Raw genomic sequence first — 19,829 nt, 5'->3', positions numbered from 1 at the left:
GCATGGGGATCTACACCGATTGCGATCGCATCAGTCGGCGATCTGGGGGGCCGGACCGGACTGGCGCAGGGATCCATCGAGATCGAACGTCTTGAGATAGGCGATCAGGTGGTCGATCTCGTTCTGCTTCTTGATGCCGACGAAGGCCATCTTTCCCTTGTCGATGAATTTCATGGGATCGGCGAGGTAGGCCGAAAGCGTGGCCTCGTCCCAGACCTTGCCGCCGGCCCCGAATGCCTGCAGAGCCGGCGAATAGTCGAACCCCTCGACCGAGGCGATGGGACGGCCGACGACGCCGTTGAGCTCGACGCCGACCTTGGCATTGGCATCGGGACCGACGGCGTGGCAGATGGCGCACTTGTTGAAGACCCTCTTGCCCTTGGCGGGGTCGCCATCGGCGAGGGCGGGCGCCGGAATCAGCACGGACAGGATCAGGGCCGGAACTGTGTACTTCACTTGGCTTCCTTTTTGTCGATCAGGACGATGAAAACGGACGGGCGGCCGATGCCGGCGCCCGGCGCGCGGGCCTCGGTCCGTTCGAGCTCATGCCGACCACGGCCGCGGCGGCCACGATGGCCAGCGCTCCGGTGAAACCGAAGAGATCGGGCGGCAGGGCGAACACGACGAGATCGAACAGCACCGCCCAGATCATCGAGGTATATTCGAAAGGGGCGAGCGTCGACGCCGGCGCCCTGGCGATCGCCTCGGTCATGGCGATGTGGGCGAGGCCGCCGAGGAGACCGGAGGCTATCAACGCCAGAAGGCCGCGTGTCGACGGCTCGGCCCAGCCGAAGGCCAGCGTCGCGAGACCGCCGGCCGCGGAGACGACGGCGAAATAGAACGCGATGGCGGCGGGCGTTTCGGTCGCGGTCAGCTTCTTGATCTCGATCTTGGCGAACGCGGTGGCGACGGCGCAGAGCACGCCGGCGCCGACGCCGATCAGCGTGCCGAGGCCCGCGTCCGGGCGGACGAAGGCGGGAGCGAGCATCACAAGGACGCCGATAAAGCCCGCGACCGTGGCCCCGACGACGATGCCGCCCGGGCGCTCCCGCAGGAAGACGATCGCCGCCGGGACGACGATCAGCGGCGCGAGAAACGACAGCGCCGTGGCGAGCGCCAGCGACAGGTGGGCGAGCGACAGGAAGGACAGGAACATCGCCGCCGCGCCGAGCGCGCTGCGCTTGAAATGTCCCCACGGCCGGCGCGTCATCAGCCCTTTCGGCAAGTCGCCGCGCCACCAGAGGTAGATAAGGATAGGCAGGAGCGCCACGCCCGACCGCCAGAAGACGATCTGGCCGACCGGCGCCTCGACGGCGGCGAGGCGGACCGACAGGCTCATGAGGGCGAACAGGAAGGTCGCCCCGAGCCGGAGGAGGATGTCGCCGGTGACGCTGTCCAGGAAGGAGGGCCGCAGCGGCCCGGCCGGCATCACGGTTCCCGTCCCTCCGCCCCGGAAACGGCCTCCCCCATCTCGCCGAGCGGCTGGATGACGGGGCGCCCGCAACTGTCGCGCAGGATTTCCACGCGCGCCCTGTAGGTTTCGGCGATGAGCTCGGCCGTCATGACCTCCTGCGGCGGACCGAAGGCGGAAAGGCCGCCGGGCCTCAGCACCACGATCCGGTCGGCGAACTGGCAGGCCAGGTTGAGGTCGTGCAGCACGACGGCCGTGGTGAGATTGCGCTTGCGGGTTTCCCGGCGCACGAGATCCAGGAGGTGGATCTGATGCCGCAGGTCGAGGGCGCTCACCGGTTCGTCGAGCAGCATGGCCGTGGGCTCGCGCATCAGCACCTGGGCGAACAGGGCCATCTGCCGCTGCCCGCCGCTCAGCGTCGAAATGTAGCGGTCGGCGAGATGCAGGATGCCCGCCTCCCTCAGGCGTTCGGTGGCGAGGGCCAGCGTCGCGTCGTCGACATGCAGCCCCAGCCGGCCGAGACGGCCGAGGACGACCACTTCGAGCACGGTCAGGGCAACGTCGAGATGGGTGTCCTGCGGCATGTAGGCGAAGCGGTCGCGCCAGCGCCGCGGCTCGCGGAAGCGCCGGCCGCCCGCCGCCGTCAGCCTGTCCCTCCCGACGGTGATGGCGCCCGCGCTGAGCGGCAGGTCGCCGAAGATCGCCCGCAGCAGCGAGGTCTTGCCGGCGCCGTTCGGGCCGATCACCGCGTAGACGGAGCCCGGCTGCATCGTGAACGAAACGCCGGTCATCAGGTCCACGCCGCCCCGGCGGATGGCGATGTCGTCGAGGCGGATCATGCGACGCTTCCCCTGCGGAAGATCAGCCAGAGCAGGAAGGGCACGCCGACCAGCGCGGTGACGATGCCGATCGGAAACAGCGCCCCCGGCACGATCGACTTGGAAAGCACCGAGGCGGCCGACAGCATCAGCGCCCCGGCCAGCATCGACATCGGCAGGAAGAAGCGCTGGTCCTCGCCAACGCATATGCGGGCGACATGCGGGGCGACCAGGCCGATAAAGCCGATCACGCCGACAAAGCTCGTCGCCGTCGCCGTCATGATGGCGACGATGGCCAGCACCTTGAAGCGCAGCCGCCGGACGTTGATGCCGAGGCTTGCCGCCCGCATCTCCCCCATCGACAGCGCCGCCAGCTTCCAGGAGTCGGCAAACAGCAGGATGCCGCAGACGACCGTCACCGCCGCCGTGATCGAAAGGGTCGTCCACGTCGCCTTCGTCAGGCTGCCGAACAGCCAGAACAGGATTTGCTGCGACAGCTCCGGCGAGGAGATGAACTGGATGAGCGAGACCAGCGACTGGAACAGGAACAGCACGGCGATGCCGCCGAGGATGATCGTATCGCCGCCGCGCCGGCGCAGGGCGGTCAGCGCCAGCAGGAAGCCGGCCGCCAGCATGGAGAAGATGAAGGCGCCGACCGGCACCGCCACCATGTCGGGCAGTCCGAAGCCGCCGACCGTCAGCGTCAGCGCCGCGCCGAAGCCGGCCGCGGCCGCCATGCCGAGCGTGTAGGGGCTGGCCATCGGGTTGGCGAGCAGGGTCTGCATCTGTGCCCCGCCGGCCCCCATCGCCGCGCCGACGACGAGCGCCATCAGCGCCATCGGCAGCCGCAGGCTGCGCACGATGGCGTCGGTCATCGGCGCCCGCTCGGCCCAGCCGGTGAGCGAGCGCAGCACCTCGGCCGGCGACAGCATGGATGGCCCGGTCGCGATGTCGAGAACGATTGATGCTGAAAGGATGGCCGCGAACAGGCCGGTAACGCGCCACCGGCGGCCTTCGCGGCGGCGATGCTGCAAGATGGTGAGTGTCGCGTCGACGTCGGCAACGATGTCGGCCTTCGAGGTCGGCATGAGAACTGGCTCCGTGTCGGCGGAAGGAAGCGATTTCGGCCGGGGCGAACGGCAGGCCGCCCCGGCCTTCGGAAAGCGCTTGCCGTCAGCCCTCGGCTGCCGAGATGGCGAACGTGCCGGCCGGCTTCACCGGCAGGTATTTCTCGTAGTAGCCGAGGTAGTTGGCGACCGGATCGACGTCGGCGAAGGCTTCCGGGTAGAGCTGCTTGGAGATGAACTGCACCATGGCGAAATCGGAAAGCGTGCGCGAGGCGCCCTGGTAGACGCCGAACAGCTTGCCGTTCTTGATGGCCGGCAGATCGGACCAGCCGGGGCGGCCGGCGAAAGCCGAGAGCTTGGCGCGGGCCTCGGCGGCGTCGACCTGCTGTCCCATCGGCAGCGCCGTCTCGCTCTTGTTGTTCTCGCGGCCGGCGATGAAGATCGCGTCTGGCTTGGCGGACAGCACCTGCTCGGGGTTGATCGGCCCCCACCACTCGACGAAGGGCGCGGCGATGTTGTCGCCGCCGGCAGCCGTCGCCATCGCTCCCCACATGTTCTTGCCGTAGGTGAAGGAGTGCTCGGCCGGTCCCTTGTTGCCGAACTCGACATAGACCTTCGGCTTCGGCCCGCCGGCCTTGGCGACGCGGGCGGCGACGTCGTTCAGAGCGGTCTCGTAGAAGGCGGCGATCTCCTCGGCCCGCTCCGTCTGGCCGGTGATCTCGCCGAACAGGCGGGTCGATGCCAGATGCCGCTCGAGCGTCTGGGCGTTGTAGTCGACGACGATGACCGGAATTCCGGCTTCCTCGATGTGGTCGACGTCGAGGCCGAGCCCCTGATACTGCCAGTCGGCCAGAACCACGAGGTCGGGCTTGAGGCTCAGCACCTTCTCGATCGAGAAATTCTGCGCCTCGACTTCGCCGACGTCGGGAATCTGGTCGAGCGAAGGCCGCGCCGCGACGTGCATCGCCCAGTTGGCCGGGACCCAGCCGGCCCAGACGTCCTTCGAGATACCGACAACGTTGTCATAAGCAGCGGCGGTGCCGACCGCCATGAAGTCCTCGTAATACATACCCAGAACGATGCGCTTGGCGGGCAGGTCGACCTCGACCTCGCGGCCGATGACATCCGTGATGGTCTTCACCTCGGCATTCGCCACGCCGGTGAACAGGGACGCAGCCATCAGAGAAAAGGCCAGGCTCTTGGAGAAATGCATATACGGACCTCTCGAGTTGTCGAGTTCATGTCGCGGAATGGGTGCAAAACTTGGAATATATCCAAGTCTTCCCGAAGGCCGCCGGCCAAAAGACCAGTGCGTCATCCTCCGGCGGCGGGATGGGGCGGGCAAGGTACTTGGACCTATTGCCTAAGAAGATAGAAAATCCCTCCATGGGGAAGGAAAGCATTTTCCAAGATGATATTGCAAGTCATTTTCATTAAGGAAAACCCCGCATAGGAGCGGGGCGGCCCCTCGGGTCGAAGAGGCCGGTTCTCGGCATTGACACTCGGGCCGGATGTTCGACCGACGAGAGGCCACGGCGATGCAGTCCGCCGAACATCTTCCCGCTCGAACCCGCCTGCCCCGGCTCGGTCGCCGCCGTCGACGGCAACAAGGTCACCGTCGATTTCGACAAGGCCGGCCGGAAGCGGGTGGTCGACAGCCTCCTCGACAAGGCCTGACCGCCCGCAAGCCCGAAGCCGGCAAACGACTGAATAAACTCACCAAAACGTGAGTTTTTTGGCTTTGTCCGCTCCTGTATCCGGTGGGACCAATCCTCGATTGTGAACATCTGCCTGAGTGCGCTCAGGTACGGGACTGGATGGCATCGATATGAAGGCTGTGATCTATCACCAACCGGGCGGCGCGGATGTTTTGCGTTACGTGGACATGCCCGACCCCGCCTGCCCGCCCGATGGCGTACTGATCCGCGTCGAGGCGATCTCGATCGAAGGCGGCGACGTCATCACCCGCGCGGCGCTGCCGCTGGAGCCCGGCCACGTCCCCGGCTACGCGGCGGCCGGCGAAGTGCTGGCGGTCGGCGCCAATGTCCGTGACCGTCATGTCGGCCAGAAGGTGACGAGTTTCGACATCGACGGGTCGCACGCCAGCCTCAGGGCAGTCAAGGCGAGCAGAACCTGGCCGGTGCCGGCCGGTCTCGGCATGGCCGCGGCGGCGGCGCTGCCGATCTCGTTCGGAACCGCGCATCACTGCCTGTTCGCCAGGGGAGCCCTGACGGCCGGGGAAATCGTGCTGGTCCAGGCTGGTGCCGGTGGCGTTGGCCTTGCCGCCATCCAGTTGGCTCATAGGGCCGGCGCCAGGGTGGTTGCAACGGTCTCCGGGCCGGAACGCACCGAACGGCTCATCGCTCTCGGTGCCGACCACACCGTGAACTATCGGCAGGTCGATGTCCTCCAGGAGGTGAAGCGGCTGACGGCTGGGGACGGCGTCGACCTCGTCATCGATCCGGTGGGCTCGACGCTCGACGGCTCGCTTGCGGCGCTGAAGCCCGAGGGGCGCCTCGTGTTTGTCGGCAATGCCGGCGGCAGCTCGCTCGCCCCCAATCTCTGGCCGGCGCTTCAGCACAATCAAACGCTGCTGGGCGTCTTCATGGGCACGCAGTTCGAAAAGCCGCCGGTCCACCGCACCGTTAGCGACATGCTGGAAAGAGCCGCGCAGGGCGAACTGGAGATGATCATCGCCGAAACCTTTCCCCTCGCGGAAGCGGCGCGCGCGCATGCCTGCGCCGAGAACCGCACCACGATCGGCCGGGTCATCATGACGCCTTGAGGCCGGGACCGACCAAAGTGTTTCTCTCGTCATAAAAGCCGATCCTCGGCGTGCAAAACTGCGCATTGCCGCTTGAAGCCGGCCGGCCGGACACGCCAAGATTGCCTGGGCGGCCACGGCGCACGGCCGGCGCCGCATGAACGGGGAGACAGGAGCATGACGAAAAGACTGGCCATCGGCATTCTTTCGGCGGGCGCACTGGCGCTTTCGGCCGGCACGGCGCTGGCCGACTTCCAGCTCACCATCCTGCATATCAACGATCTTCATTCCCGCATCGAGCCGATCAACAAGTTCGATTCGACCTGCTCGGCCGAGGAAAGCCAGGCCGGCGAGTGCTTCGGCGGCATCGCCCGCGTCAAGAGCGCCATCGACGGCAAGCGCCAGGAACTCTCCGGCGCCAATCTCCTGGTGCTCGACGCCGGCGACGAGTTCCAGGGCTCGCTCTACTACAGCACCTTCAAGAGCGGGCCGGTCGCCGAGTTCATGAACGGCATCGGCTTCGACGCCATGGCCATCGGCAACCACGAGTTCGACGACGGTCCGGCCGAGCTCGACAAGCTGATCGGCGCGGTGAAGTTCCCGATCATTTCCGGCAACACGGTTCCCGCCAAGGGCTCGCTGCTCGACGGCAAGTACAAGGGCTACGTCGTCAAGGAGATCGGCGGCCAGAAAGTGGCCGTCGTCTCGGTGCTGGCCACCGACACCGCCGAGACCTCCTCGCCGGGCAAGGACATCACCTTCGAGGACGAGGTGACCTATCTGCAGAAGGCGGTGAAGGAGATCGAGGCCGAGGGCGTCGACAAGATCATCGCCCTCACCCACGTCGGCTACCTCAAGGACCAGGAGATCGCCTCCAAGATCGACGGCATCGACGTCATCGTCGGCGGCCACAGCCACACCTACCTGTCGTCCACCGACGACAAGGCGGCCGGCCCCTATCCGACGCTGGTCAACAGCCCGTCGGGCGTGCCGGTGCCGATCGTCACCGCCTACGCCTATTCCAAGTATCTCGGCGACCTCACCGTCACCTTCGACGACAAGGGCGTCGTCACGGCCGCCAAGGGTGCGCCGCTGTTGCTCGACGCCTCGGTCAAGCCGGACGAAGGCTATGTCGCGCGGGTCGAGGAGCTCGGCAAGCCGCTCGAGGAACTGAAGGTCAAGATCGTCGGCTCGTCCGCCGCCATCATCGACGGCGACCGCAAATCCTGCCGCGCCGTCGAATGCTCGATGGGCAACCTCGTCGCCGACGCGACGCTGGAGCGCGTCGCCGGCCAGGGCATCACCATCTCCATCGCCAACGGCGGCGGTCTCCGGGCGTCGATCGACGCCGGCGACGTCTCCATGGGCGAGGTGCTGACGGTGCTGCCGTTCCAGAACACGCTCGCCACCTTCCAGATCACCGGCGACGGCATCAGGGAAGCGCTGGAGAACGGCGTCAGCCAGGTCGACGAGGGCGCCGGCCGCTTCCCGCAGGTGTCCGGCCTGAAATACACCTTCGACCGCTCGAAGCCGGTCGGCAGCCGCATCACCGGCGTCGAGGTCAAGGAAGGCGACGCCTTCGTGCCGCTCGACCCGGCCAAGACCTACGGCGTCGTCACCAACAACTACGTCCGCGCCGGCGGCGACGGCTTCAAGACCTTCGCCGACAAGGCGGTCAACGCCTACGACTACGGCCCCAACCTCGAGGACGTGGTGGCCGAATACCTGACCACCCACAATCCCTACACGCCCTATACCGACGGCCGCATCACCGACGCGACGCCGGCCGGCTACGTGCCGCCGAAGAAGTAAGGCCGGCCACCAAATGCACGAAGCCGGGGCATGCCATGACCGCATGCCCCGGCTTCATTTGTCCTGACACCCGGAGGAAGTGTCAGCCCGCCTTCACGAAGTTCGCCATGGTCTCGACGATGAACACGGCGACGGTGGCGCCGGCGTCCTGCAGGCCGCGCGACTTCTCCTGGAACGCCGCCGCCTTGCCGTGTTGCGCCACCAGGAGCCTGGTGGCTTCGAGCGCCTCCGATGCCGCCTGCGCGGCCTCGGCGAGCGCTTCATCGAGCGGCTTGCCGGCCGCCGCCGACGCCTCCAGGCTGACGGCGATCGGGTCGAGCACGTCGAGCACCGTCTTGTCGCCGACCTTGGCCTTGCCGCGCTCCTGGACGCCGTCGCGATAGGCGCGCCAGAAGGCAGCCATCTCGGCGGTGCCGATCGTCGTCGCCGCTTCGACCGCCTTGCCGCCGCGCATGAAGCCGGTGGCGGTCAGCGTTCCCATGGTCGAGGGAGCCGCCTTGGCGATCGACAGCCCGGCCCTGCCGAACAGCTTGCCGACCGACGCGTCGGCCGCGGCGACAACGGCGGCGTGGGCGGCGGTGAACGACTTGCTCATGGTGATGCCGAGATCGCTGTCGCCGACCTTGCCGTCCAGTGCGATCAGGAACTCGCGCTGGTCGGAGAACGTCTTTTCCAGCGCCGCGAACAGACCGGCCACGTCATTGGCTGTCAGTGCCTGCATCGCCCTATCCTCAGCGCTCGACATGGGTGAAGAACGGCGTGCGCGCCGGCGCCGCCATCAGGCGGGCGAGTTCGCCGTCGAGCTTCAGGACGGAGATCGAGGCGCCGGCCATCTCCATGGCGGTGGCGAACTCGCCGATCCACACGTGCCTGACCTTGACGCTGCGCTCGGCGAACAGCTGCGAGACACGGCGATAGAGAATGTAGAGCTCTTCGCGCGGCGTGCCGCCGAGGCCGTTGACCAGCACGGCCACCTCGCCGCCCGCGCCGTAATCCTGCTCGCCGAAGATGCGCTCCATCATCTCGTCGACCACGGCGTCGGCCGGCGCGAGCTTCTTGCGGCTGATGCCGGGCTCGCCGTGGATGCCCATGCCGATCTCCATCTCGTCGTCGCCGATCGAGAAGGTGGCGTGCCCGACCTCCGGCACGACGCAGCTCGACAGCGCCACGCCGATGGTGCGGGTGTTGAGGCGCGCCTTGTCGGCGAGGCGGACGACCTCGTCGAGGTCGAGGCCTTCGGCCGCCGCCGCGCCGGCCGCCTTGTAGACGAAGAAGATGCCGGCGACGCCGCGCCGCTTGTGCTCCTCGCCGACGATCGACGAGGCGGCATCGTCGTTGCCCACTACCGACCTGACGCGGATGCCGTCGACGTCGGCCATCTCGGCGGCCATGTCGAAGTTGATGATGTCGCCGGTGTAGTTGCCGTAGATGTAGAGCACACCGGCGCCCTGGTCGATGTACTTGGTCACCTCGTACATCTGGTCCGAGCTCGGCGACTGGAACACGCCGCCCACCGCGCAGCCGTCGAGCATGCCGTCGCCGACATAGCCGAGGAACAGCGGCAGGTGGCCGGAGCCGCCGCCGGTGGCGATGCCCACCTTGCCCTTCTTGGGATGGGCGGTGACGTAGCAGCGCTTGTCGTCGTTGGTGTAGGTGACGTCGGGATGGGCGGCGTAGATGCCCTCCAGCATCTCGTCGACGAAATCCGCGGGAGCGTTGAGAAATTTCTTCATGGCGTTTCCTTCTTGAGAGGGTCAGGTCCGGCGCTGGCGAACGACGAAGAAGGCCGCGGCCAGCAGGATGAACGTTCCGACGACGAAGCGCTGCCAGGTGCTGGGAATGCCCACCATCACCAGCACGTTGTTGATGACGGTCACCAGCAGCACGCCGAGCAGCGTGCCGATCACCGTGCCGGTACCGCCGGTGATGCGGGCGCCGCCGAGCACGACGGCCGCGATGACGTTGATCTCGGTGCCGACCAGATCGAACGGGTTGGCCAGGCGGTTGCTGCAGACGTGGATGATGCCGGCGAGCCCCGCCAACGCCCCGGCGAAGCCGAACACGAACAGATGGACGGTCCTGAGGTTGTAGCCGAGCCGCTCGGCGACCCGGGCGCTGCCGCCCATGGCGAAGATCGCCCGGCCCATCAGCGTGCGGTTCAGGATCCACCAGGTCAGCACGGCCGCGGCCGGCAGCACCAGCACGTAGAGCGGCAGCGTGACGACGGCGCCGTTGGAATTGGCGAACTGCACCATCGGCGCCCGGCCGAAGGTGAGCATCTGCTCGGGCAGCGCCATGATCCAGACGGTGCCGACGAAGGCCAGCAGGATGCCGCGGAACAGGTACTGGGTACCGATGGTGACGATCATCGCCGGCACCGCGAAATTATAGACCAAGAGGCCGTTGAACATGCCGAGCAGCATGCCGCCGCCGACGGCGAGCACCAGCACCAGGATCATCGGCAGGCCCGGCGCATAGCGCGTCGTCAGGAGCGTGATCGAATACATGGTCAGCGCGGCGATGGCGGTGAAGGAGACGTCGATGCCGCCGGCGGCCAGGATGACGAACACGCCGAGCGCGAACAGGCCGGTGACGACGCTGGCGCGTACGATGTCGATCAGCGACGAAGGCTGCAGGAAATCGGGGTTGAGGATGGCGACCGCGACGCAGATCGCCACCAGCATCGCCGCCGTCACCGTCTCGGGATGCCTGCGGACGAAGCCGCCAATGCTCAGGCGATCGCCGGCGTCCCGCTCGGCGGCCCCGGTCTTTTCGATCGGAAACAGGGTCATTGGACGGTCTCCGGCGTTGACGCCAGCATGGCGCGATAGATGTCCTCCTCGGTCGCCCGGGAGGCATCGAGGTCGGCGACGAAGCGGCCGCCGTTCATCACGAGGATGCGGTCGCAGTTCTGCAGCAGTTCCGGCAGGTCGTCGCTGATCACGATGAGGCCGATGCCCCGCTCGGCCAGTACCTGGATGGCGCGATAGATGGTGTCCTTGGAGCCGACGTCGACGCCGACCGTCGGGCCGTGCAGCAGCAGGATTTTCGGTTCGATGGTCAGCCAGCGGCCGATCAGCACGCGCTGCTGGTTGCCGCCGGACAGCGAGCCGACGGGCATGTCGATGTCGGTGGTGTTGAGGCGCATGTCCCTCGCCACCCCGGCCGCGATGTCGCGTCCCTTGCCGTCGTCGATGACGCCCCAGGCATTGGCCAGCCTGGCCACCACCAACGCGATCTCGTTGTCGAGGATCGACTTCTCGAGGAACAGGCCCTCGTCGAGGCGGTTTTCCGGCACGTAGCCGATGCCGTGGCGGATGGAGTCGGAGGGATGGCGGATGCGGGCCGCCGCGCCGCCGACGGCGATCGAGCCGGCATCGGCCGGGCGCACGCCGGAAATGGCCAGCGCCAGCTCGTTGCGGCCGGAATCGGCGAGGCCGGTGATGCCGAGGATCTCGCCCTTGCGGAGGCTGAATTCGACGTCGAAGAAATTGGGTGCGGCGGTTAGCCCCTGCACGGCCAGCAGCTTTTCCTCGGCGGGCTTGCCGGCGCGGTAGCGATGCGCGTCGATCTTGCGGCCGGTCATCAACTCGGCGATGTCGGCCTTGCTATAGCTCGAAAGCGGTCCCTGGGCCACGCATTCGCCGTCGCGAAAGACGATGGCATGGCCGCCGATGCGGTAGCATTCGTCGAGCTTGTGGGTGACGAACAGCACGGCGATGTTGTCGGCCCGCAGGCGGGCCACCACCTCGATCAGGTTCTCAACCTCGCGCCGGGTCAGCGAGGTCGTCGGCTCGTCCATGATCACCAGCTTCGCCTTGGTAGCAATGGCACGGGCGATGGCCACGAGCTGCCGCTGGGCGAGCGGCAGGTCGGAGACGGCGGTCGTCAGGAAGGTCCGGGTGGTCGGCAGCCCGACCGAGGCGAGCGCCGTGCTGGCGGTGACCCGCAACTGATTTCTGTCGAGCCGGCGGGCAAGGCGGCCCTCGCCATGCACCAGTTGCTCGCTGAGGGCGACGTTCTCGGCGACCGACAGGTTGGGGATCAGCGACAGGTCCTGGTAGACCGTCTCGATGCCAGCAGCTAGCGACTGAATGGGCGTCAGGGCCGAGAAGCTTTCGCCGTTCAGGACGATTTCACCCTCGGTCGGCGCAATGGCGCCCGACATCACCTTGATGACGGTGCTCTTGCCGCAGCCGTTCTCGCCGAGCAGGTGATAGGCTTGGCCGAGTTCCAGCGCCAGGTCGACGCCGCGCAGCGCGTGGACGCCGCCGAACCGTTTGTGGATCTGCCTCAATTGCAGGAAACAATGGTTGGCCTCAGAGTCTTCCGCCACTCCCAGCATCCTTTCACGACGCACCGGGGCCGCCCGGAACGGCGAACCACCGGGGTTCCCGAAGGACCGGAGTCCTTCGGGTTCTCATTGCGGTTTGGGGCGATCAGAAGAGGTGCGCCTTGTAGCTGTCCTTGTCGTCGAGCACCATGCCGTTGCCGACCACCAGGAGGCCGTCGCCGGCGCCCTTGGTGACGGTGACGTTGTTGTAGCCCTCGACGCCGAGGTCCATGCCGGACTTGAGCTCCTTCTTCTCGAGAAGCAGCTTGGCGACGACGTTCATCGCCATGCCGGCCTTCTGGGGATCCCAGTAGCCGATGGCGGTGATGGCGCCTGAATCGAGATAGGGCGCCGACGGGTTCGGCAGGCCGGTGCCGACCAGGCAGACCTTGCCGGCAAGGCCGGCCTCCTCGATGGCGCGGCCGACGCCGAGCACGTCGTTGCCGGCCGACGTCTGGAAGCCGGCGAGATCCGGATGCTTGCGCAGCAGCTCCTTGGCCTTTTCGTAGACGCCGTTGGCGTCGTCGAACGACTCGTTGTTGGGATCGACCAGCACCATGTCCGGGTATTTCTTGGCATTTTCCTCGCCGGCGCCGACCCACTGCATGTGCGTGCGGCTGCCGAGCGAGCCGACGAAGGTCGTCCACTTGCCCTTCTGACCCATGCACTGGGCAAGGCGCTCGTTGAGCGAGGCGCCGTAGTAGGAATTGTCGAAGGCCTCGACGTCGGCCATGGTATTGACCTGATTGTCCGCCTCGTGGGTGACGACGACGGTGCCGCGTTCCATGGCGCGCTTCAGCGTGCCCTCGAGCACGGCCGGGTCCATCGGCACGACGGCCAGCGCGTCGACGCCCTTGGCGACGAGATCCTGGACGATTTGCAGTTGCTGCGCCGAGTCGGAGGTCGCCGGACCGTACTGGGTGGCCTCGACATCGGGATTGGCGGCCTGGAAAGCCTTGACGCCGGTCTCGAGGCGGTCGAACCAGGGAATGCCCGAGATCTTGACGACGGTGGCGATCACCGGCTTGTCGGCGGCCATCGCGAGACCCGTCGTGCCGGCGACGGCCGTTGCGGCCAGGAGCGCGGCCGCTATCGTCTGAATGCTTCTCTTCATCGTTTTCTCCTCCACCAGTCCCCCTGGATTTTCCGTCCGACGCGTGGGGGTGCGCGATCGGTTGACCTAGCGGCGCCTGTCGGAGAAGACGAAGCCGACGAGGTCGTAGCGGGCGATCGCCAGGAAGGCGAGCAGCAGCGCCCCCCAGGCGAAATCGCGAACGAAGTTGGAAAGTCCGCCGAAGTTCAGCAGGCTGGACATGAGCTGCAGGGCGACGGCCGAGAAGACGACGCAGACGATTCGCCCGTAGCCGCCCTCCGGGCGCACCCCGGCCATCACGGCGATCAGGATGGCGATCAGCAGATAGGACGCGCCGTAATCCCACTTAACGTTTACGTTACGCGCCGCGATGATTACGCCCGAAAGTCCCGAAAGCGTGCCGCTCAGCGCGTAGGTGGCCGTGACCACCGCCGAGCGGGGGAAGCCGGCGTAGAGCGCCGCCTTGGGGTTGGAGCCCGACAGCATCAGCCAGCGGCCGAACGGCGAGACCTTGAGCGCGACGCCGATCAGCGCCGCGACGGCGACGAACAGGATGAAGCTGATCGGCGCGCCGAACCAGAATTCGTTGCCGATCGACGACAGCGGCTCGGGGCTGCCCACGACCACCGCCTTGCCGCCGGAGACGATCACCGCCAGGCCGGTGAACGCCATCTGCGTGCCCAGCGTGCAGAGGATCGGCGTGATTCTGAAGCGCGTGATCAGCGTGCCGTTGACCAAGCCGCCCAGGAAACCAATGACCAACGCGCCCAAAATGAACAGGGCCGAGTAGAGCCCCTCCTGCTCGGCGCTCGACACCAGACCCGCCACGAGCACGGCCGACAGCACGCCCGACAGGTTGGCGAGGGCGATGCCCGAGAGGTCGATGCCGCCGTCACCGGCACACATGGCCAGCATGACGCCGATGGCCAGGAGCCCGATCTCCGGCACCTGCCCGGCCATCGACTGCAGATTGAAGACGGACAGGAAGGATCCGCCCGAAATGGCCGCTCCCAGCGCCAGCAGGACGACGTTGATGGCAGCGAGGACCAGAAACTGGCCGTCCACTCTCCGCACCGCTCCCTCCATTTGTTTATTAAACAATTTATTTATTTACTAAATCATAGGCGACGTTTAATGACGACGCAAGGGCAAGTGCCGGCATTAGCCAAAAGTCGCGTCTGCTCGGGCGGCATTGGCGAGCCAGGTTGGCTTTGGTTCGGCAAGCGCGATAAACTGGTGGCGGCGCGTGGAAAATCGAAGAAGCAAGCGTGGAATGAGCGACAAGAAGACCTTGACTATGAGGGACATCGCCAAGGCGGCCGGCGTCTCTGCGGCCACCGTTTCGCTGGTCCTGAACGGCAAGGGCGAGATATCCGGCGCGACCCGCGCCAAGGTGCTCGACGTCGTCGCCGACCTGAACTACGTGCCGCGTCCGGCGCGGATCCGGGTGCCCGACGACGCCAACGATACCCTGCGCTTCCTGAAGATCGCCAAGCACGGCCACACCGTGAATCGCGACCACAGCCATTTCATCTCCGACTACATCGACGGCATGTCGCAGGAAGCCATACGGCGCGGCTATGCCCTCGAGGTCGTCAGCCACGAGCGCGAGGCTATCCAGGACATCGTCCAGTCGCTGGCCGGCGCCGGCATCAAGGGGGTGGTGGCGCTCGGCACGGAGCTCAGCGAAGCCGACATCCGGCTGCTGCTCGCCACCGGCATACCCACGGTGTTCATCGACACCTTCCATGGGCTGATCGACGCCAATTTCGTCAACATGAACAACGAGGATGCCGTCCACAAGGTCCTGTCGCGCTTCAAGTCGCAGGGCTTCCGGGACATCGGGTTCGTCGCCAGCCCCGTGGAAACGACCAATTTTCGCCTGCGCCGCGACGCCTTCGCCAAGAACATGGAGCGGCTCGACCTGCCGTTGCACGAGGAGAACATCCTCTGGGTGGAATCCACCTTCGACGGCGCCTACGAGGCGACGCTGCGGCATCTCGCCTCGGGCGGCAAGCTTGCCGAATGCTACTTCTGCACCAACGACATCATTGCCTACGGCTTCATCAAGGCGCTCAGGGAACACAACATCCGCATTCCCGCCGACGTGTCGATCATCGGCTTCGACAATCTGCCGATGAGCGGCACCATGGACCCGCCGCTCACCACCATCGACGTGTCGAAACGCAAGATCGGCTACCTGGCCATCACCATACTCGACGACCTGATCAACGCCTCCGAGCGCCAGCCGTCGGTGAAGATCCTGGTCGGCGCCGAACTGGTGGTGCGTTCGAGCGACCGGCACGCGAAAAGGCGGAAAACCTCCGCATCTCCAGCCGGCAAGAGCCATCCCGATCAGGTTGGAACAGCCTGACCACGCACGGGCCGACTTGGAAAAGAGCGGTTTCGGCGCTATATTCGGAGTGTCGGGCGGAGTTGGCGCTCCGCCCGACGTTTTCTTACCTAAGAGTGATCCGGACGGTGACAGACCAGCCCGTCCGGGTCTTCCTCAAGGTAAGCGCGAAGATCAGCGGTAGTTTCCGCATCTCTTCACCTCCGTTATCGCAGGCAGAGGCTGTCGCCTGTTTCCAGCCGGGGGAGCCGATCTTCCCCGGCGACGCCGCTGGTCCGGCGTCATGCTGCGTTCGCCCGTGACGGCGAGACCATCTCACGGTTGCCGGAGATTGCCCATTCGCGTCAATGCGGTCCTGCTTTGACAAGCACCCGGGCTCCGACTAAACCGGCCGCAACTCCGCCAGCCTCGGAATTCAGTCCAGGAACCGTCATGCGCCAGTACCAGCTTCACATCCCCGCCGCCGACGCGGCGGGCGCCGAGACGATCGCCGACGCCATCGAGGCCGCCTTCGTCGAGGCGGGGCCGGTGTCCTGGTACGAGACGGATGGCGGCTGGGCGGTGGATGGCTTCTTCTTTGCCGACGACGGCGAGGAAATCGCGACGGCCGCCCGCGCCGCCCTCGACGGCCTCGTCGATGCCGAGGTCGTAACGGTCGAGCCGGTACCCGAGGATATTGATTGGGTGGCGCAAAGCCTCGAAGGCTTGAGCCCGGTGGTGGCCGGCCGCTTCGTGGTGCACGGCGCCCACGACCGCGACCGCATCCCCAAGGGGCTGATCGGCCTGCAGATCGAGGCCAACCAGGCCTTCGGCACCGGCCATCATCCGACCACTTGGGGCTGCCTCACGGCGCTGACTCGCCTGCTCGCCGTCTACCGCTTCGACAGCGTGTTCGACCTCGGCACCGGCTCGGGCGTCCTGGCCATCGGCATCGCGCTGGCCACCAGACGGCCGGTGCTCGCCTCGGATATCGATCCGCTGGCGGTGGAGATCGCTCTCGAAAACGCCGGAATCAACGGCGCTGCCAACCTCGTCACCGCCGTGACGGCCGCCGGCTTCGCCCATCCGGCCATCGTCGGCCGCAAGTTCGACCTGATCGTCGCCAATATCCTGGCCGATCCCCTGAAGATGCTGTCGCCGCAATTCCGCGCCCACGCCCTGCCGGGCGCCGCCGTGGTGCTCTCCGGCATCCTGCGGACGCAGGCCGAAAGCGTGCTCGCCGCCTTCCGCGCGCAGGGCTTCGTGCGCGAGCGGCACCTCGTCAAGGACGGATGGAGCACGCTGGTGCTACGTTACGCCGGCTGAGCCGCTAACGCATCGAACCGAAAAGTGGAATCCGGTTTTCGGAGAATCCGATGCGCAAACAAAAACCTAGAGCGCGGCGTCGACCGCCCGCGACCGCATGACGCCGGTCGAGGCGCGACCGAAGCCGTGCTCGCGCGCCGCCTGATCGTCGAGCGATGCGAGATAGGGCGCGACATAGCGCTGCGCCTGCCGCTCGCGCGTGCCGAGGGTGGCCTCATAAGTCCGGCGGAAAAGACCGCTTCGATTGGATGTGGCGGTCGTCGGGGCAAATCGGCTCATCGTAGCACCTCTTGAATGTCATCGGCTTCCGCCGACCGTTCTCAAAAGCGCCGTTATCCTCATGGGACGCGAATCCAGCCCTCCGAACTCCGCATATACTAGCTGACTGCTACTTTAGTATGAACGGACGACCTCGCAGGCCACCCTTGCAGCGGACTCATGGCTGCCGCCTCCCTTTCGCCGCAACCAGCCGTGGCCGCCGGATTTCCGCCGGAAACATGAACGCCGGATGACGCCCGGAACTTGTCCGAAGCCTTCTATCGATTTCCGGTGCCAAACAGGCGGAGCCCTATATATGCCCCGCGCTTTTCCTGCCCGAGGTCCTGCGCCTGCGCGCAGGATGACAATCTATAAGAACCGCCGCAAGCGGCTATATATTTGTTTCTTATATATAAATCTGTCATCCTATGCGAAGGCATAGGACCTCGGGCAGAATGAAGCGATCGGCGGATATCGGTCTCTTGTCAAAGCTTGCCGACAACTGAGGCCAGAATAAAAGGCCCCTCCTTGACGGCAGCCGAAGCCAGGGGCCACAACTCCAGCCTTTCGAGCATGGCGGAGTGACAGAGGTGTTTCAGACATTCGACAACGTCAACGATCCCAGCCACGGCAAGGCGCGGCTCGCCGCCCTGAGGGCCGAGCTCGCGCGCCGCGGCCTCAAGGGCTTCCTGGTGCCGCTCGCCGACGAGCACCAGGGCGAGTATATTCCCGCCTCGGCCCGCCGCCTGCTCTGGCTGACCGGATTCGCCGGCTCGGCCGGCCTCGCCATCGTTCTCGACGACCGCGCCGCCATCTTCGTCGACGGCCGCTATACGCTGCAGGTGCGCGAGCAGGTCGATACCGAGGTCATCGAGCCGCATCATCTGATCGAGGAGCCGCCGCACGACTGGCTGAAGATCGTCGCCCGAAAGGGCGATCGCATCGGCTTCGATCCCTGGCTGATGACCGCCGCCGAAGTCGGCCGCTTCGAGACGGCGCTCGCCGCCGTCGGCGCCGAGTTCGTCGCCACCGACGGCAACCCGGTCGACGCCGTCTGGACCGACCGGCCGGAGCCGCCCAAGGGCCGGGTGTCGCTGTTCCCGGAAAAGCTGGCCGGCGAGAGCGCCGAGGCGAAGCTCGCCCGCCTCGGCGAGGCAATCGGCAAGGCCGGCGCCGAGGCCGCCGTGTTGACCCGCCCCGATTCGATCGCCTGGGCCTTCAACATTCGTGGGCAAGACGTGCCGCATACGCCGGAGGCGCTATCCTTCGCCATCCTGCGCCGTGAAGGCCGCCCCGCCCTGTTCATCGACGGCGCCAAGCTCGACAACGCCGTCCGCGACCGGCTGGAACAGGTAGCCGCCGTCGAGCCGCCGGCCGCCTTCGCGCCGGCGCTTTCCACGCTCGGCGGCGCCGTGCTGGTCGACAAGGCGTCGGCCGCCTTCGAGGTGGTGCGCCGCATCGAGGCCGGCGGCGGCAAGGTGGTGGCCGGCCCCGACCCGGTCCTGCTGCCCAAGGCGCTGAAGAACGCCACCGAGCTTTCCGGCATCCGCGCCGCCCATGTCCGCGACGGCGTCGCCATGGTGCGTTTCCTCGCCTTTATCGACCGCGAGGCGATCAACGGCGGGCTCGACGAGATCGCCGTCACCGAAAGGCTCGAGGAGTTCCGCCGCGCCACCGGCGCGCTGCGCGACATCTCCTTCGACACCATCGCCGGCGCCGGCCCCAATGCCGCCATCCCGCATTACCACGTCAGCACCGCCTCCAACCGCAAGGTGGAGGTGGATGGCATCCTGCTGGTCGATTCGGGCGCCCAGTACGAGGACGGCACCACCGACATCACCCGCACGGTGATCGTCGGCACGCCGACCGAGGAGATGATCGACCGCTTCACCCGCGTGCTGATCGGCCATATCCGCCTGACGCTCGCCCGCTTCCCCAGGGGCACCACCGGCGCCCATCTCGACGTGCTGGCCCGCGAAAAGCTGTGGGAAGCCGGCCTCGACTTCGACCACGGCACCGGTCACGGCGTCGGCCATTATCTCTCCGTCCACGAGGGACCAGCCCGCATCGCCAAGACCGGCCACGTGCCGCTCGAACCGGGCATGCTGCTGTCCAACGAGCCCGGCTTCTACAAGGCCGGCGCCTGGGGCATCCGCATCGAGAATCTCGTCATCGTCACGCCGCCCGAGGCGATCGACGGCGGCGAGCGGCCGATGATGGGCTTCGAGACGGTGACGCTCTGCCCGATCGACCGGCGGCTGATCCGGCCGGCGATGATGACCGAGCGCGAGCGCGCCTGGCTCGACGCCTATCACGCCGAGGTCCGGCAAAAGCTGCTGCCGCTCCTCGACGACGAGGCCGACCGGGCCTGGCTCGTCGCCGCCACGGCGCCTCTTGCGGCCTGACCGCCTGATTCGGCTTTTCACGGGCCTTGCGCGGCTGTCTCGCCGCGCATTTCACCCTTCCCGATAGCCCATTGAAATCGAACGGAAAACAGGGCTTCCGCCAACGTAACACTCGGTAAGAAAGAGTGACTTTCCTGGAGCGCTCGCCTCGTGTTTTATGAAAAATGTGCCGGATCGGCTTGCAGCCGTTCACCGGTCTTTTTTGGAAAC

At 66.5% G+C, this 19,829-nt stretch carries 17 protein-coding genes; 5 read left to right on the top strand and 12 right to left on the bottom strand.

Annotated elements, in window-relative coordinates:
- Positions 1-30 precede the first annotated feature (30 nt).
- From CJ014_RS00420 to CJ014_RS00400, 5 genes are all read right to left on the bottom strand, one after another.
- Positions 31-456: a c-type cytochrome gene (locus CJ014_RS00420; RefSeq protein WP_100078549.1), complete on the bottom strand. Its 426-nt coding sequence runs from the start codon at positions 454-456 to the stop codon at positions 31-33.
- Between the two features lie 19 nt (positions 457-475).
- Positions 476-1,429 carry a DMT family transporter gene (locus CJ014_RS00415; RefSeq protein ID WP_100078548.1) on the bottom strand — a complete coding sequence of 318 codons (954 nt, stop codon included), beginning with the start codon at positions 1,427-1,429 and terminating at the stop codon, positions 476-478.
- A complete protein-coding gene (locus CJ014_RS00410; protein WP_100078547.1) occupies positions 1,429-2,250 on the bottom strand; it encodes an ABC transporter ATP-binding protein in 822 nt (273 codons plus the stop codon). The genes CJ014_RS00415 and CJ014_RS00410 overlap by 1 nt, the downstream gene beginning before the upstream one ends.
- Positions 2,247-3,317, bottom strand: a complete 1,071-nt coding sequence (locus CJ014_RS00405; protein WP_100078546.1) for a FecCD family ABC transporter permease — start codon at positions 3,315-3,317, stop codon at positions 2,247-2,249. Before CJ014_RS00405 ends, CJ014_RS00410 begins: the two co-directional genes overlap by 4 nt.
- Before the next feature lie 85 nt (positions 3,318-3,402).
- A complete protein-coding gene (locus tag CJ014_RS00400) occupies positions 3,403-4,476 on the bottom strand; it encodes an ABC transporter substrate-binding protein (RefSeq protein WP_100079289.1) in 1,074 nt (357 codons plus the stop codon).
- A 705-nt stretch (positions 4,477-5,181) separates the two neighbouring features.
- Here CJ014_RS00400 and CJ014_RS00390 point away from each other — a divergent pair.
- Both CJ014_RS00390 and CJ014_RS00385 read left to right on the top strand, forming a co-directional pair.
- Positions 5,182-6,081 (top strand): quinone oxidoreductase family protein, encoded by a 900-nt coding sequence (locus CJ014_RS00390; RefSeq protein WP_342588515.1) that lies wholly within the window; start codon positions 5,182-5,184, stop codon positions 6,079-6,081.
- 156 nt (positions 6,082-6,237) lie between these two features.
- Positions 6,238-7,872 (top strand): bifunctional metallophosphatase/5'-nucleotidase, encoded by a 1,635-nt coding sequence (locus CJ014_RS00385; protein WP_100078543.1) that lies wholly within the window; start codon positions 6,238-6,240, stop codon positions 7,870-7,872.
- A gap of 82 nt (positions 7,873-7,954) precedes the next feature.
- Here CJ014_RS00385 and CJ014_RS00380 read toward each other — a convergent pair whose 3' ends face one another.
- The 6 genes from CJ014_RS00380 to CJ014_RS00355 all read right to left on the bottom strand — a co-directional run bounded on the left by CJ014_RS00380 (position 7,955) and on the right by CJ014_RS00355 (position 14,372).
- Complete coding sequence (locus tag CJ014_RS00380; protein WP_100078542.1) at positions 7,955-8,593, bottom strand: DAK2 domain-containing protein; 639 nt, start codon at positions 8,591-8,593, stop codon at positions 7,955-7,957.
- 10 nt (positions 8,594-8,603) lie between these two features.
- Positions 8,604-9,605, bottom strand: a complete 1,002-nt coding sequence (locus CJ014_RS00375; RefSeq protein WP_100078541.1) for a dihydroxyacetone kinase subunit DhaK — start codon at positions 9,603-9,605, stop codon at positions 8,604-8,606.
- Between the two features lie 21 nt (positions 9,606-9,626).
- Entirely contained in the window at positions 9,627-10,664 is a 1,038-nt protein-coding gene (locus CJ014_RS00370) for an ABC transporter permease (RefSeq protein ID WP_100078540.1), read from the bottom strand.
- Entirely contained in the window at positions 10,661-12,217 is a 1,557-nt protein-coding gene (locus CJ014_RS00365) for a sugar ABC transporter ATP-binding protein (protein WP_100078539.1), read from the bottom strand. The genes CJ014_RS00370 and CJ014_RS00365 overlap by 4 nt, the downstream gene beginning before the upstream one ends.
- A 94-nt stretch (positions 12,218-12,311) precedes the next feature.
- Positions 12,312-13,319, bottom strand: coding sequence for a substrate-binding domain-containing protein (locus CJ014_RS00360; RefSeq protein WP_100078538.1), 1,008 nt, complete (start codon positions 13,317-13,319; stop codon positions 12,312-12,314).
- Positions 13,320-13,385: 66 nt separating this feature from the next.
- The gene (locus tag CJ014_RS00355) at positions 13,386-14,372 is read right to left on the bottom strand and encodes an ABC transporter permease (protein ID WP_165790692.1); all 987 of its coding nucleotides are present in this window, start codon (positions 14,370-14,372) and stop codon (positions 13,386-13,388) included.
- A gap of 199 nt (positions 14,373-14,571) precedes the next feature.
- Here CJ014_RS00355 and CJ014_RS00350 point away from each other — a divergent pair, with 199 nt between their 5' ends.
- Together CJ014_RS00350 and CJ014_RS00345 are read left to right on the top strand one after the other, a co-directional pair.
- On the top strand, positions 14,572-15,672 hold the full coding sequence (locus tag CJ014_RS00350; RefSeq protein ID WP_100078536.1) for a LacI family DNA-binding transcriptional regulator: 1,101 nt from the start codon (positions 14,572-14,574) through the stop codon (positions 15,670-15,672).
- Between the two features lie 411 nt (positions 15,673-16,083).
- Complete coding sequence (locus tag CJ014_RS00345; protein ID WP_100078535.1) at positions 16,084-16,956, top strand: 50S ribosomal protein L11 methyltransferase; 873 nt, start codon at positions 16,084-16,086, stop codon at positions 16,954-16,956.
- A 66-nt stretch (positions 16,957-17,022) separates the two neighbouring features.
- On the opposite strand, the gene CJ014_RS00340 is transcribed toward CJ014_RS00345, so the two are convergent.
- Complete coding sequence (locus CJ014_RS00340) at positions 17,023-17,235, bottom strand: hypothetical protein (protein ID WP_100078534.1); 213 nt, start codon at positions 17,233-17,235, stop codon at positions 17,023-17,025.
- A gap of 569 nt (positions 17,236-17,804) precedes the next feature.
- Between CJ014_RS00340 and CJ014_RS00335 the strand changes: the two genes are divergently transcribed.
- On the top strand, positions 17,805-19,619 hold the full coding sequence (locus CJ014_RS00335) for an aminopeptidase P family protein (RefSeq protein WP_100078533.1): 1,815 nt from the start codon (positions 17,805-17,807) through the stop codon (positions 19,617-19,619).
- The last annotated feature ends 210 nt before the right edge of the window (positions 19,620-19,829 follow it).

The organism is Pleomorphomonas carboxyditropha (genome assembly GCF_002770725.1).
Classification (GTDB): domain Bacteria; phylum Pseudomonadota; class Alphaproteobacteria; order Rhizobiales; family Pleomorphomonadaceae; genus Pleomorphomonas; species Pleomorphomonas carboxyditropha.
Note: the sequence above shows the minus strand (reverse complement) of the source record. Positions and strands in the feature narration are given on the sequence as shown.

Coding starts and splice junctions, on each gene's coding strand:
- CJ014_RS00360 (WP_100078538.1), bottom strand. CDS start 13,319: ATGAAGAGAAGCATTCAGACGATAGCGGCCGCGCTCCTGGCCGCAACG.
- CJ014_RS00375 (WP_100078541.1), bottom strand. CDS start 9,605: ATGAAGAAATTTCTCAACGCTCCCGCGGATTTCGTCGACGAGATGCTG.
- CJ014_RS00400 (WP_100079289.1), bottom strand. CDS start 4,476: ATGGCTGCGTCCCTGTTCACCGGCGTGGCGAATGCCGAGGTGAAGACC.
- CJ014_RS00385 (WP_100078543.1), top strand. CDS start 6,238: ATGACGAAAAGACTGGCCATCGGCATTCTTTCGGCGGGCGCACTGGCG.
- CJ014_RS00415 (WP_100078548.1), bottom strand. CDS start 1,429: ATGCCGGCCGGGCCGCTGCGGCCCTCCTTCCTGGACAGCGTCACCGGC.
- CJ014_RS00365 (WP_100078539.1), bottom strand. CDS start 12,217: ATGCTGGGAGTGGCGGAAGACTCTGAGGCCAACCATTGTTTCCTGCAA.
- CJ014_RS00405 (WP_100078546.1), bottom strand. CDS start 3,317: ATGCCGACCTCGAAGGCCGACATCGTTGCCGACGTCGACGCGACACTC.
- CJ014_RS00340 (WP_100078534.1), bottom strand. CDS start 17,235: ATGAGCCGATTTGCCCCGACGACCGCCACATCCAATCGAAGCGGTCTT.
- CJ014_RS00350 (WP_100078536.1), top strand. CDS start 14,572: ATGAGCGACAAGAAGACCTTGACTATGAGGGACATCGCCAAGGCGGCC.
- CJ014_RS00390 (WP_342588515.1), top strand. CDS start 5,182: ATGCCCGACCCCGCCTGCCCGCCCGATGGCGTACTGATCCGCGTCGAG.
- CJ014_RS00380 (WP_100078542.1), bottom strand. CDS start 8,593: ATGCAGGCACTGACAGCCAATGACGTGGCCGGTCTGTTCGCGGCGCTG.
- CJ014_RS00345 (WP_100078535.1), top strand. CDS start 16,084: ATGCGCCAGTACCAGCTTCACATCCCCGCCGCCGACGCGGCGGGCGCC.
- CJ014_RS00410 (WP_100078547.1), bottom strand. CDS start 2,250: ATGATCCGCCTCGACGACATCGCCATCCGCCGGGGCGGCGTGGACCTG.
- CJ014_RS00370 (WP_100078540.1), bottom strand. CDS start 10,664: ATGACCCTGTTTCCGATCGAAAAGACCGGGGCCGCCGAGCGGGACGCC.